The following is a 14,255-nucleotide window of genomic DNA, read 5'->3' as shown; positions in this document are numbered from 1 at the left end:
AGGGAAAGGGGGAAAGGAAAATTACCAATTACCTATTACACAATGCCCTATGCCCTATGCCCCATGCCCTATGCTTATATTTTCAAACTAAACAGGCTAAGAAATCTTGTTTGAGTTTGGCTTCGTCAAGGTTGCGACCGATGAAAACTAGTTCGTTTTTGGGGGTTTCATTGGGCTTCCAAGGGCGATCGGGTCTGCCATCAAAGATCATATGCACACCTTGGAAGACAAAGCGATTTTCTTCTCCGGCAATATTTAAAATGCCTTTCATGCGGAAAATATCGGGGCCTTGGGTACGTAGTAACTCGCTCATCCAATTGTTTAATTTTTGTCCATCGATTGCGCCTTGTTCTACCAAAGCTACAGAATAAACTGTTTCATCATGTACGTGGGCATCTTCACCTAAAAAGTTAGGATCTATTTCTAAAGCGCGATTTAAATCAAAGGCGTTGACACCCAATAAGGCATCCATTGATAATTCTGAATTGCGGGTACGGTAGATTTTTGCTAATGCATTCATACCCCGAATCCGTCTTTCTAGTTCTTCGAGAACATCGGGTGTGACTAAATCCGTTTTATTTAATAAAATTACGTCTGCAAAAGCAATCTGTTCTTGGGCTTCGTCGGCTTCCCAATGCTGCCAGATATGTTTGGCATCAACAACTGTCACGACTGCATCTAAAGCCAGTTGGCTTTGCATATCTTCATCGACAAAGAAGGTTTGAATTACTGGTGCTGGGTCAGCTAAACCTGTAGTTTCAATTACTAAATGGTCAAACTTATCGCGCCGCTTCATTAAGTTACCAATGATGCGAATTAAGTCACCTCGAACTGTACAACAAATACAGCCGTTATTCATTTCAAAAATTTCTTCATCGGCATCAATAACCAATTGATTATCAATGCCGACTTCCCCAAATTCATTGACGATAACGGCGACTTTTTTACCGTGTTCGTAGGTGAGGATGTGATTTAGTAAGGTTGTTTTACCTGCACCGAGATAGCCAGTTAAAACAGTTACAGGTACAGAATTAGATGTTTCAGCAGAGATCATAATCTCAAAGTAATTGTAGTGATAATCATTATCTGCCTATGATAGCGCTTGTTAAAGTTTAGCTACACTAGCGTCAGCAGCGTGGGCTGAAGATTATTTTAACCAAGGAGTTCCTTGGGGTTAGGTTAGGCGTTATGCTCAGGAATCTTATCTAGTCTGCCAAAGTTGTTTTGACAGGCGGGGGAAAGGGTAAGGGGAAAAGGGTAAAGGTTTAAAATCCTTCCCCTTTCCTCAATCTACACTTGTCAATATTTGTGTGTTGAACTACTACTCTTGCAATAACGCAACTGCCAGCCATCAGCAGTTGGCTGTTGTTATTTATATTATCAAATTTGCAATTGTAGCATTTTTGTGAGAATTTCCTCTTTCTAATCAAACATACTCTTAAAAGATGATTGATTTGGCAGTAAAAGGAAGTGAAAAAGACAAAACTGCTGGAATTATGTCTCCAGGAATTTTTCTCTATAAAACCATAATGCATTATCCATCAAGAAAATTTTTAAATCATTGATATTTTTTTATCTGATTAATTAAAAGACAAAAATCCTTTAGTTATGTCTTATCTCCTATTTTTAACTATTGAATACTCAGTTGATATCGTTGAAAATAGATTCAAGAGTTAAGCAAACAAAAGCTTAATTCCCAAACAACTCACTTATACCAGGTAAAACAATCATGTCTAGAATTACAATTTCTGACTTGGCTATCGACTCCAATTCTTTCATCAATGAAGTAGCTGAAACTGAAGCTGCATTTGTTAACGGTGGTAGCTTGGATACATTTAACGCTGGATTCGGTAAATTTGTAACAACCTTAGCTTTCATCTTATTAAAGGCATACAAAATAGGTTTAAAAGCTGAGATAGTGTCCCAGTTTCTCAACCTTGGTTAATAGCTAATATTGGAGATTACTTTCTAGGACTAATAATAATTTGTCCATAGAAAATTGAATTAGTAAATAACTTGTCAGTAAGGTGCGTTAATCTTAAGATTAACGCACCATTCTGTATAAAAATGCGTTCTGTGCTTCAAGCAATTGCTGAAAAAATTATGCATTATAAGCGCCATAATATTATGCCTATAACCCCGAATTCTTAAATAATTCGGGGTTCTAAGCTATATGTATAATCTAAATATTATGAAGCTATCCTGAGCAATTCCTGAACTGGTTGAGAGTAAGTATCTGATTCAAAATGAGGAATAATCTCTAATTGAGCAATTTGTTGTTTTAGCCAATCTGTGAATAAATCACCCATAATCTTTAAGCATAACTGCTCGTCTAATTTTGGTTGAATGATTTCTTCTACCCAAATTAGATGAACTTTTTGGGCGATCGCAATGGGTTTGAGTAACTCTGGAGGATTAGCAATAAACACTGCAGATGCAATATCTGGTTTAAATTCGTGGCGATGTTTAATTCCCCTATAGCCTCCAGCGCGACGGATTTCGGGACTTTGGATATGTTGACGAGTGACATCTTGGAAGGTGATTTCACCTTCGCTAACTGCATAAAATAATTCCCAAGCTAAATCTTCATCATCCAAGACAACTTCATAGGTAACAGCAGCTAAATAATTTAGTTGATTTTCATAAAAGTATGGCTCAACTTTATCGGCAAATAAATGATGCGCTAATTTAACGGATATCAAGTTTCTTTCTGCTAGTTGTTCAAAATCTTCTAGAGAAAGATAATGTTTTTGTAGCCAATTCCAAGTATCTTCGGCTTTGATGAGTCGGTTGGCTGCGCGCAAAGCATCAGCCGCCTGTTGTAGTTCTTCTACTTCTACTTTAATACCTGCTTCTCTGGCTGCGTTAGAGATAATTTTGTGAGTGGCGATCGCTTCCAATAAATTAGGTACTTGGCAGGAAATTTTTACTTGATCAATGATTTCTTTTTGAGATACATTCAAAATTTTTGACATTTGCTATTCCTCCGATATTTTTAATTAATTTAATCAGCCATTAATTACAGGTTTAAACCACCTTTTTGTAATTGTTTAAACGGATCTAAGATAAAATCTATGAGGCGACGCTGACGGACAATTACTTCGGCTGTTGCTGTTTGTCCAGGGGTTAATGGTATAGGTTTATTACCAACTTGGATATAAGATTGATTTAGGGCAATTTCCATTTCAAAAACTTCTATTTTACCTTGGGGAGTTTCCATTAATTTGGAATCTGGTGAAAGTCGAATGACTTTACCTGTTACTACTCCATAATCTTGGAATGGATAGGCATCAAACTTAACTTTGACTGGCATTCCTACTTTCAAAAAACCACTTTCTTGACTAGGTATATTAGCTTTCATCACAAATGGAATGCCCTGTGGAGAAATTCGGGCAATGGTTTCACCAGTTTGGACAAATACCCCTGGTTTTTTAATTGGCATATTAAAAATTACACCATTAAGAGGTGATTTAACCAATCTTTGTGCCATTTGGATTTTGATGGAAGTAATTTGGCTTCTGGTTTGGGCGATTTCTGATTTCAGACTAGTAATTTGGGTTTGCATATCTTTCAGTTGTTCCTGATTTTTTAACAAAGCCAATTTACCAGCATGGACTACAGTTTTATAACTATTTTGTTGTTCTTGTAGTCGCAATTTGGCTTGCTGAATATCTGCCTGAGCTTGACGCATTATTCCCTGGTAGCGGTTTTGTTCTTCTTGGAAGCGTAATTTTGCTTGTTTAACATCTGATTCACTTTGTTCAAACAGTCTTTCACTTTCATCAGCAATTTTTTCCAGTTCTACAACTTTAATTTGAGGCACTGCACCCTGGTTTCCTAGGGGTCGGTAACGTTGAATTTCTAATAAATCTCTTTGCCAACGACTTGTAGATAACTTATAAGCAGTCTGAGTGGAAATTTGGTTTTGTTCAGCTTGACTAACTAATGCTAGTTTCTCCAGTTTTTGTAGATTATAAGTACTCTGTCTCGCATCTAAATTTTGCTGTGCTTGATTGACTTGGGCAAGTTTTTCTAATTCTTGAGATTGGTTTTGTTGTTCTTGAACACCAATTGCTAATCGTAATTGGTTTTTGAGGAGTTCTACTTGTGCTAATCGATTTTGTAATCCCTCTAACTTTGCTTGTCCCTGTTGTAAATCAGTTTTGAGGACATTAGAATCTAGTTCTACAAGTAACTGGCCTGCTTTTACAGTTTCGCCTTCTTTCACCTTGACAGCAATAATATTACCAGCAGCTTGAGAGTCTAATCTGAGAGTTTCACCTAATGGTTCAATACGTCCTCTCGCACTTCCTGTCTCATCAACTTGTGAAAGCATTGCCCAAGGTAAGGCGATCGCACTAAAACCCACCAGTAAATATAATAAGGATCTTGTCCAACGTCTGGGTAAGGCATCTAGTAGTTCTTCTGTACCATAATGCCAATCATGAGCATGATCTGCTTTAGCTTGATTGTCTTCAATACTTGTTGATTTATTACTTGCTTGCTCAGTTAATATCGATGATGAATTATTAGCAGGATTAGGCATAGTAGAATAATGAGTTTCTCAGATTTACTGAAACAATAAACTGCTATTTAACTTGAATATATGCACCAAAAAGTCTAACTTAGCAATCAAACTGCTTGGGCGAGTTGTTGTTGATTGAGGTAGTAATAATGACCTTTCTTGGCGATTAATTCCTCATGAGTACCGCTTTCTATTAATAAGCCGCGATCCAACACCAAAATCACATCAGCATTGCGGATTGTAGAGAGACGGTGGGCAATAATTAAGCTGGTACGCCCGCGCAAGATTGTATTTAAATTGTTCTGAATAATGCGTTCTGATTCTGCATCTAAATGACTGGTAGCTTCGTCAAAAATTAATAAGCGCGGATTACCTAATAAAGCACGTGCAATTGCTAGACGTTGACGTTGTCCACCAGATAGCATTCCACCACCTTCACCGATTTGGGTTTCGTAACCCATTGGTAATTGTTGAATAAATTCATCTGCACCAGCTAAACGCGCTGCTGAAATAATTTCTGCTAAAGAAGCTTCTGGAACAGCGATACTAATATTTTCGCGAATTGTACCGCCAAATAAAAACGTATCTTGATCGACAACACCAATTTGAGAACGTAGCGATCGCAACGCTAAACTATTAACATCATGACCATCAATGAGAATTTTGCCGTCTGTGGGCGGATATAAACCTAAAATCAGTTTAGCTAGGGTGGTTTTTCCGGAACCACTACGTCCTACCAAGGCTACTGTTTGTTCTGGCTGAATTTCAAAATTTAGGTTTTCCAGGACATTAATATCACTATCAGGATGATAGCGGAAGCTCATATTCTCAAAGCGAAGATGACCGCGAATTGCTGATAAAACTTGACGTGGTTGATGGTGTAAATCTTCTTCTGGTTCGGCTGCAAGTACATCATTAATTCGTTCCGTGGAAATAATTACTTCTTGTAATTCATTCCAGAGAACGGTGAGACGTTGAAAGGGATTAATGACGTTACCTAACAACATATTGAAAGCAACTAATTGCCCAATTGTCAGTTGATTTTGAATTACTAGCCAAGCACCAAACCAAAGTAATCCTGTAGTGGCTAAAGTTTCAATGGTCGAACTAAAAACTTGCATTCGGTTACCAATTACTTGACCACCAAACATTTTTTTAGTCAAATTATTCAGTAATTCTTCCCAACGCCAGCGCACAGTTTGTTCAATTGCCATTGAGCGAATAGAACGAATACCAGTGAGAGATTGAATTAAATAACTATTCTCCTTAGCTAAAGCCTGAAAAACTTCTCGACTAATCCGCCGAAAGAAGGGTGTAGCAACTATTGCCAAAATTAAAAATGGCGGCACAATTGCTAGTGCTAACAATGCCATTTGCCAGCTATACCAAAACATTAATCCCACATAGATAAATACTGTCAATAAATCTAAAACAATTGACAGGGCTTCACCTGTAAGAAAACGCTGGATTTTCTGATTTTCTTGCACACGAGAAATAATATCACCGACGTAGCGCGACTCAAAAAATGCTAAAGGTAAGCGGAATGTATGTTTGATAAAACCTACCATTAACGCTACACCGATGCGGTTAGCTGTGTGATCTAGCAAGTATTGTCTGAGTCCATTGAGGGCGACACGAAATAATCCAAAAATTACTAAGCCACAACCTACAGCAGTTAAGGTGAGAGTGCTACCTTGAACAATTACTCTATCCAAAAGTAATTGAGTGAATAGAGGCGTAATTAATCCAAATAACTGGATAAATACAGAAGCAATAAAAACTTCTAGTAAGACTAACCAATGAGGTTTAACTAACTCAAATAACTGCCAAAATGGTGTATTGGCTTCTTCGCTTTCTTTGAAGAGGGCGGTAGGTTGTAATAATAAAGCATAACCAGTCCACCCAGATTGAAATTGAGTATGGGTAAGGGTACGTTGACCGATCGCCGGATCGCCCACAATTACCTGTTTTTTGGTAACCTCATAAACGACAATATAATGATTACCCTCCCAATGAGCGATCGCAGGTAGTGGTTGTTGAGCTAATTTGTCTAGGCTAGCTTTAACTGGACGGCTAGCAAAACCAATACTTTCAGCTGCTGTGGCTAAACCTCGCAGTGAAACCCCGACGCGGTTGACGTTAGCTAACTCTCGCAATCTATTGATACTAAAGCGTTTACCCCAATAGCGCCCTAGCATAACTAAACAAGCTACACCGCAATCGGTAGCACTTTGTTGTTCAAAGAAGGGATAGCGTTGAGTTAATTTTGCCCATAAATGTTTGGCTTTGACTTGAGGAGTGGGGAAATAAGCCCGTGGTTGGGGCTTCTTGGGGGTAATGTTTGCGGGAAAGGGGATAACATTGGGAATTGTAGATTGGCGATGATTTTGAGCTTCTTGAGAATTAGTCAACTCTGCTAATTGCTTTGCACGTACCAAAAGGCGATCGCAGATTTTAGGATATTTAGTCATCAAAGTCTGCAATATATCGATGCTGAGATAACAGAGTTTTAAATTTGTTGAAGCCCTCGCCGCATAAAAGCTCAAGTTTTCTTGAGGAAACAAGGTGATTTCACCAAATGATGACCCAACTGCAAGAGTAGAAATTAAGTTACCATCACTATCTAGTAATCTGACTTTACCCGTCAGCACTACATAAATTCCCGCTTGAGCATCTTTTGATTGCCAAAATAGTTTTGCTACGGCTGGTTCCACAATTTCAATTTTTGCCCAGCAAGTCTGCAATTCTCTGTCTGTAAGGTTTTCACCTAAGGTTTGATTCAGTAATTGACTTAATTGTTCTTGGGAAAAATTTGTTTTCATTCTTGCTTTGATATTCCAAATTTATCTATTAATTTGAACTAGATTGAATGATTGATATATATGAGCATCACTGTGAGATTGTAAGTCACTAATTCTTACACCAGTCACCTTAATTGCTGGAGACTCTACTTTTTTAGATGAGCGTTGTTTTTGAGTAGCTAAACCCATATCTTTGAGTAAGCGATTAATGTGACGATTGCTAATCTCAATACCAAATTCAGTAGCCAAATGTTTGCTTAACCATTGAGATGTCCAACTACTAAATGCATAACCATAATTGCGGGGGCTATGACTGAGCAATTCTTTTAATCTGGCTATATATTGTTGGTTTACTGTTTTTGGTCTACCGATTAGTTTTTGTTGCCATTGCTCCGCTAAACCTGCTTTGGCAATAGTAATCCAGTAACGTGCCATTTCCTGAGAACAACCTAAAATCTGGCAAATTTCTGTTTGGGATTTACCCATATCTGCCAGCAGCATAATCTCTAATCTCTTACGATATTCTGGTTGCAGATTCCCTTGTAAATTTTTTAATAAATTCTGATGCTGTTCGGGGGTAAAAAACTTATTTTCAATATTTTCAAACTTATTTCGTGACATACAATTGACCATTAAATCTAAATTGTTTCCCAATAAATCTACCGTTGTGCTGTCCTGAAGATGGCACAAACTATTGAGGAATGCTCAAACTTTTTATCTTATTTACCCATTGATGAATTTGTTACTTTGTGAGACAAGATTTTTAACTCGCTTCTTTGCAATAGTAAGCGCAGCGTCTCACAGAGAAAAACGCCAAGAGGAGCAGATAATCATTCAGTAAAATTTAATACAAAACTGGTATCAGAAATAATTAGCTGTCAATAATTATCTCTGTTAATTTATGCCATTGTTTAACAACAAATAGAAACGCCAGGACGTAAAAATCATAACAGAGCAGTTATGTTTAACTGTCATATTGGGTAGTTGTAGATGCTTAACCCATATGATTTTTTGGTTAACAGATTTATGTAATTAGTAGCTATCTGAAAACCAGTTAATTGTGGTAGCAACAAAGCATCACACTGTGTATTCACGCACTATATTGTTGTAGTCTCTCATCTGAGAGAATGTCAAGGCTTAATTGCATGAAAAATCTGATTTTTAACGATTATTCCTGTGAATTGAACAAATTTATGGACATCAAAGCCCTGAAAATAGGTACTTATATTTGTGCATCTATCTAAAGATAGAAATTTAATTAAAATATTGGACGTATTAATTGAGACTGAATTTTTGTACAGGCAAATATGCAATAATTTCGGAAATTTTAGCTGCAAGTTATTGTGAATTGTAACTTACAAAAGTTAGCTTGATGCAGAATTAAGGTAACAACTAAGCTGATTGATCAGGAAAGAATCAGATAAAAAATTACTTAAAAATAAGTTACATACTTAATTTACAAATTTATACCAAATCAAAAAATGTTTGCGACACATCAATATATTCTAGAGGGCACGGCGTGCCTATTGGTGTCAACTTAACGTGAAACCCGCTCTTGTGCAAGGTTTCGCCCTCACCCCCAACCCCTCTCCCGGCGGGAGAGGGGAGCAAGAGATTTAATTCCCCTTCTCCCCCAGGAGAAGGGGTTAGGGGATGAGGGCGCGAGGTATTTGTACAACGCCCGCCCTATATAGCTTTTAGCTTAAGTTGACACGTATGCGGCGTGCCGTGCCCCTACCATCTGTTGCATTCTTTTTTCAAATTAGTATTACTCAACAAAAAAACCGAATAATAATTTTGGAGGGGGTTTGGGGGAGAATCCCCCCAATTCTTCTGGCTTCTTTAATCAGTAATAACAAATCAAAAAATGTTTGCGACGCATCAATATCTTCCAGAGGGTGCGGCACACGGTGCCCCTGTCATCTGTCGCATTCTTTTTTCAAATTAGTATTACTCAACAAAAAAACCGAATAATAATTTTGGAGGGGGTTTGGGGGACGCAACCGTCACCCAATCGGGGGTTTGGGGGAGAATCCCCCCAATTCTTCTGGCTTCTTTAATCAGTAATACCAAATCAAAAAATGTTTGCGACGCATCAATATCTTCCAGAGGGCGCTGCACGCCATGCCCTTACCATCTGTCGCATTCTTTTTTCAAAATGGTTTTTTCTGACAACAGCGCTGAATAAACGGGTAAATATGATTTTGGGTTTAATTAAGTAAAAAAGGGAGTACGGCTTCGAGAACCTCTGCAGGGTATTCTTCATGTAAACCTAAAGAACCCGGAAGCACAACACTAGTTATCCCTGGTAACGCCGCCATAGCTTGCATTTCGGCTGTTGATTTCGGCGGGCCAGATTCGGAAATTATCATCATCAGTGGCGCAGAAAGTGACTGGATTAATCCCAGAAACTCAGATTGCTCATGCACTGCATCGATGTTACCAGTCACAAAGGCCGCCGAAGCAAATCGCGCTCCTGGTTTTTGAGTGGTTTGCCATTTCTTTTCCATAAAATGAGGAGTCAGTCTCGCCGCATCCACAAAGACATGGCGACGGTACATAAAATTTAAAAAAGATGGCAGAGTATTGAGTTTGTAGAGGAATTGCCCCACAATAGGCGATCGCACTAATCCTCTCACCATACCCGCAATTTGAGGATTTGCCCCCATTGTCGGTAAAGGGCCACGCCAAGTGGGAGCTACTAATACTATTTTGGCAAAAGCCGTAGGTTGTTTGACAGCTAATTGCAACACATAACTAGCCGCATGACCAGCAGCCAACACATTAATTGCTGTGTTAAATACAGCGTTAATAAAATCTGCTAAAAATTGCTGATATAACTCTGGACGGTAATCTAAACTGGGGCGAGAAGATTCGCCAAAACCAGGCCAATCTACAGCGACAACTTGAAAATGGGGAGCTAATAACCTCGCTAGTTCACCCATTTCTTCACGAGTGGATACGCTGCTGAAAGCCGGGAGTAGCAAAAGTGGCGCACCTTGTCCCAAGGTTTCGTAAACCACTCGCAAAGATTGGTTTTCCCAATTCCAGAGAAATTCTTTAACTACTCCACCAAATCCAACAGCATCATCGGTGGATAATAAATTGGTAGACATGAGTTTTTACTCGACACTCAGTATTTATTCTTCTAACTTACATTCCAGCGCTTTTTTTTGCATTGTTTTAAAAATGTTATAAAAACCGTTAGCGCGGGAAGGTGTGAGGCTGACATTTAAACCAGTGTCTTGAATAAAATCTGGTGTCAGTTGCACAATTTCTGTAGGAGATAAGCCATTTAAACCTTCAATTAATAGTGCTACTAATCCCTTAGTTAATTGAGAATCGGAATCTCCTTGATACTTAACTTTCCCTTCCTCCAAGCTGGCGGTGACATAAACCTGAGAAACGCAACCAGGTACTTTATTTTCTGCTACCTTGTCAGCTTCTGGGAACTCTGGCAACTTTTGAGCATACCAGATGAGCTGTTCATAGCGCCGTTTTGGGTCAGAAGCGCGTTGAAAGCGTTGCACAATTTTAGCAAGAGCAGGTGGTAAAGAGTTTGTAGAAGAAGACATAAAAGCAGCTGCAAATAAATCAGTCTTCTCTTGAGTGTAAATTATCTAGAGAGCGATCGCGTTTATCATGAGCATTTGCCAAAACTGAAAAGCTAGTACTTTCCATACCACTCAAGTTGCTTATGATATACATTGTAACTACACTGTAATTATGAGCCAGTTGAGATTCGAGTGGGACGAACGCAAGGCGAGATCTAATGAGCAAAAGCATGGTGTATCGTTCGAGGAGGCAGAAACTGCTTTTTATGATGAGAATGCTCGAGTAATATACGATCCTGAGCATTCTAGAGAAGAGGATCGCTACATACTTTTAGGTGTGAGTGATTCACTACGTTTGTTATTGGTCTGTCATATTTATCAGGACAGTGAGGGGGTTATCCGCATCATCTCGGCTCGAAAGGCTACGAAAAAAGAGCGTCAGCAATACTACAGTTTTTTCTTATGAAAGAAGAGTACGATTTCTCCCAATCTGTTAAAAATCCATATTTGAAGAAGCTGAAGAAGCAGGTGACAATTCGGCTGGAAGAAGATGTGGTTGATTATTTTAAAGCCTTAGCTGAAGAAACAGGCATTTCCTATCAAAGTCTCATCAATCTTTACTTACAGGATTGTGTAAAATCTCAGCGCAAGCCGTCTTTAGAGTGGGTAAGTAAGGTCTAACAAATAAATTACGCGTTTATCATGAGCATTTGCCAAAACTTGCGTGTTCATCTTTCAATAAGCAAGTATTGGCAGATTTCGCTTTTGTGTAAAATGCAGCATTAATATTTTTGGTGAAGCAATATCTCAAAAAATCGATGAAATACCAAAACCCCTTCAATGAAAAAACATATAAGCTCTCCCACAACAGTTCCGAGACACGGTAAAGTACAAATTAAAGTGTCCCACCTAACTTTAAATTAAGTACACAAGGAGCATATACAGATGGGGAAGGGGAGGTTAGAAGCATTCAGTGATGCCGTGATTGCAATTATTATTACAATCATGGTGTTAGAACTGAAGGTGCCGCATAGTGCTGATGTAGCTGCTCTGCGTCCGCTCATTCCAGTATTTTTTAGCTATTTGCTAAGTTTTATTTTTCTCGGTATTTACTGGAACAACCATCATCATTTATTGCAAGCAGTCCGTCACGTGAATGGACGTATTCTTTGGGCTAATGCACATCTGCTGTTCTGGTTGTCGGTAATTCCTTTCGCTACCGGCTGGATGGGCGAGAACCACTTTGCTCCTGTACCAGTTGCCCTTTATGGTACGGTACTTTTATTCTCTGCGATCGCTTACTATATTCTCACCTTGAGTTTGATTGGTCATCACGGTAAAGATTCAACTTTAGCGTCTGCACTCGGTCGAGACTTAAAGGGCAAGATATCACTAGTATTGTATGCTGTGGGAATTCCACTTTCCTTTGTTAACTCATGGTTAGCTTGTGGGCTATACATTATGGTTGCGGTGATGTGGTTGATTCCTGACCGTCGCATTGAAAGACATTTGACTTCGGAAAAAGCGCGATAAGATAACGCAATACCATTGTTGCGATCGCTATAACCAATGGGGCTAGAGATTAGCCCCTAATTCATATCTATAACTAAGGCTCAGAATGACATTCGTATTTTTTGAAGGTTTTAGTTGAGGAATCAACACTATTTCCGGCTTCAGGGGAACTGATAACACAGCTACAATAGTACCCTAAAGAAGGATTATGCCCGATTTTTGATTTTATGACTTCTGCTACAACCGTCAAAACTGAATACGAAGCGATTATTGGTTTAGAAACCCATTGTCAGCTGAGTACCAACACCAAGATTTTCTCTAGCAGTTCTACAGCATTCGGTGGTGACCCTAATACTAACATTGACCCAATTTGTATGGGTTTACCTGGGGTTTTACCTGTACTCAACCAAAAAGTATTAGAATATGCCGTCAAAGCGGGTTTAGCTTTGAATTGCCAAATCGCCAAATATAGCAAATTTGACCGTAAACAGTATTTTTATCCTGATTTACCCAAAAATTACCAAATATCTCAATATGACTTGCCAATCGCTGAACATGGTTGGTTAGAAATTGAATTGGTAGATGCTGATGGTAACCCCACTCGCAAACGCATTGGGATTACCCGTCTGCACATGGAAGAAGATGCAGGTAAATTAGTACATGCAGGTAGCGATCGCCTTTCTGGTTCTACCTATTCTTTGGTAGATTACAATCGTGCTGGTGTACCTTTGGTAGAAATTGTTTCAGAACCTGATTTACGTTCTGGACAAGAAGCAGCAGAATATGCTCAAGAATTACGGCGAGTTTTACGCTATCTGGGCGTAAGCGATGGCAATATGCAAGAAGGTTCTCTACGTTGCGATGTCAATATCTCTGTGCGTCCTATAGGACAAAAAGAGTTTGGCACAAAAGTAGAGATTAAAAACATGAACTCATTCAACGCCATCCAAAGGGCGATTGAATATGAAATTGAACGCCAAACTGCGGCTGTAGAAGCCGGAGAACGCATTATCCAAGAAACGCGGCTGTGGGAAGAAGGTTCGCAACGTACAGTTAGTATGCGGACTAAAGAAGGTTCTAGCGATTACCGCTATTTCCCGGAACCAGATTTAGCACCCATTGAGGTTTCTAACGAACAATTAAACAACTGGCGCGGCGAACTTCCCGAACTACCCGCACAAAAACGCCATCGTTATGAAACTGAGTTAGGGCTTTCGGCTTACGATACCAGAGTTTTGACAGAGGATCGGCCTGTAGCTGACTATTTTGAAGCCGCGATCGCAGCTGGTGCAAATGCTAAAGCCGCAGCAAACTGGATTACGCAAGATATCGCAGCTTACCTCAATAAGCAAAAACTCAGCATCAGCGAAATAGCTTTGACTCCCCAAAGCCTCGCTGATCTAATTGTTCGTATTGAAAAAGGTAAAATCAGCAACGCCCAAGCTAAACAAAAGTTACCAGATTTGCTCAATGGTATTCCTCCAGAGAAAGCTTTTGCTGGACAAGAACTCATCAGCGATCCGGCTGTCTTACAACCCATTGTTGATGAAGTAATCGCCGCCAATCCCAAAGAACTGGAAAAATACCGCAATGGTAATGTTAACCTCAAAGGCTTCTTTGTTGGGCAAGTTTTGAAAAAGACCGAAAAACGCGCTGATCCGAAGCTGACTAATGAGTTAGTTGAGAAAGCCTTAAATTCTTAGGGTAATTGGTAATGGGTAATTGGTAATTGGTAATTCAATTTTGGATTGGCTTTCAATCTAAAATCTGTCTTGAAAAGTTTGCTACGGAGGGAAACCCTCCTTGCAACTTTTCGCAAAATCTAAAATCTAAAATCCCTAGTCCCCAATCCCCAATCCCTAA

The 14,255-nt window shown here is 39.1% G+C and carries 12 protein-coding genes; 5 read left to right on the top strand and 7 right to left on the bottom strand.

What is annotated here, in order from left to right:
• Positions 1-82: 82 nt before the first annotated feature.
• The gene (locus HG267_RS12695; protein WP_045869301.1) at positions 83-1,054 is read right to left on the bottom strand and encodes a CobW family GTP-binding protein; all 972 of its coding nucleotides are present in this window, start codon (positions 1,052-1,054) and stop codon (positions 83-85) included.
• Positions 1,055-1,729: 675 nt separating this feature from the next.
• On the opposite strand from HG267_RS12695, the gene HG267_RS12690 reads away from it, so the two are divergent.
• Entirely contained in the window at positions 1,730-1,945 is a 216-nt protein-coding gene (locus HG267_RS12690; protein WP_045869300.1) for a hypothetical protein, read from the top strand.
• Positions 1,946-2,189: 244 nt separating this feature from the next.
• On the opposite strand, the gene HG267_RS12685 is transcribed toward HG267_RS12690, so the two are convergent.
• The 6 genes from HG267_RS12685 to HG267_RS12660 form a co-directional block, all read right to left on the bottom strand.
• Complete coding sequence (locus HG267_RS12685) at positions 2,190-2,975, bottom strand: peptidylprolyl isomerase (RefSeq protein WP_045869299.1); 786 nt, start codon at positions 2,973-2,975, stop codon at positions 2,190-2,192.
• Positions 2,976-3,019: 44 nt separating this feature from the next.
• Positions 3,020-4,546, bottom strand: a complete 1,527-nt coding sequence (locus HG267_RS12680; protein WP_096622042.1) for an HlyD family efflux transporter periplasmic adaptor subunit — start codon at positions 4,544-4,546, stop codon at positions 3,020-3,022.
• Between the two features lie 86 nt (positions 4,547-4,632).
• Positions 4,633-7,347: a peptidase domain-containing ABC transporter gene (locus HG267_RS12675; protein WP_045869297.1), complete on the bottom strand. Its 2,715-nt coding sequence runs from the start codon at positions 7,345-7,347 to the stop codon at positions 4,633-4,635.
• A 21-nt stretch (positions 7,348-7,368) separates the two neighbouring features.
• Positions 7,369-7,947: a helix-turn-helix domain-containing protein gene (locus tag HG267_RS12670; protein ID WP_096622044.1), complete on the bottom strand. Its 579-nt coding sequence runs from the start codon at positions 7,945-7,947 to the stop codon at positions 7,369-7,371.
• 1,589 nt (positions 7,948-9,536) lie between these two features.
• Positions 9,537-10,442: an alpha/beta fold hydrolase gene (locus tag HG267_RS12665; protein WP_045869295.1), complete on the bottom strand. Its 906-nt coding sequence runs from the start codon at positions 10,440-10,442 to the stop codon at positions 9,537-9,539.
• A gap of 24 nt (positions 10,443-10,466) precedes the next feature.
• On the bottom strand, positions 10,467-10,901 hold the full coding sequence (locus HG267_RS12660) for a SufE family protein (protein WP_045869294.1): 435 nt from the start codon (positions 10,899-10,901) through the stop codon (positions 10,467-10,469).
• A gap of 151 nt (positions 10,902-11,052) precedes the next feature.
• Here HG267_RS12660 and HG267_RS12655 point away from each other — a divergent pair, with 151 nt between their 5' ends.
• From HG267_RS12655 to gatB, 4 genes are all read left to right on the top strand, one after another.
• A complete protein-coding gene (locus tag HG267_RS12655; protein ID WP_045869293.1) occupies positions 11,053-11,346 on the top strand; it encodes a BrnT family toxin in 294 nt (97 codons plus the stop codon).
• Positions 11,343-11,561 carry a DUF6364 family protein gene (locus tag HG267_RS12650; RefSeq protein WP_045869292.1) on the top strand — a complete coding sequence of 73 codons (219 nt, stop codon included), beginning with the start codon at positions 11,343-11,345 and terminating at the stop codon, positions 11,559-11,561. Before HG267_RS12655 ends, HG267_RS12650 begins: the two co-directional genes overlap by 4 nt.
• A gap of 264 nt (positions 11,562-11,825) precedes the next feature.
• A complete protein-coding gene (locus HG267_RS12645) occupies positions 11,826-12,413 on the top strand; it encodes a TMEM175 family protein (protein ID WP_045869291.1) in 588 nt (195 codons plus the stop codon).
• A gap of 206 nt (positions 12,414-12,619) precedes the next feature.
• Entirely contained in the window at positions 12,620-14,095 is a 1,476-nt protein-coding gene (gene gatB / locus HG267_RS12640; RefSeq protein WP_045869290.1) for an Asp-tRNA(Asn)/Glu-tRNA(Gln) amidotransferase subunit GatB, read from the top strand.
• The last annotated feature ends 160 nt before the right edge of the window (positions 14,096-14,255 follow it).

Source organism: Tolypothrix sp. PCC 7601, assembly GCF_025677855.1.
GTDB classification, from domain to species: Bacteria; Cyanobacteriota; Cyanobacteriia; order Cyanobacteriales; family Nostocaceae; genus Aulosira; species Aulosira diplosiphon.
This window is presented reverse-complemented; position numbering and strand designations above follow the sequence as displayed.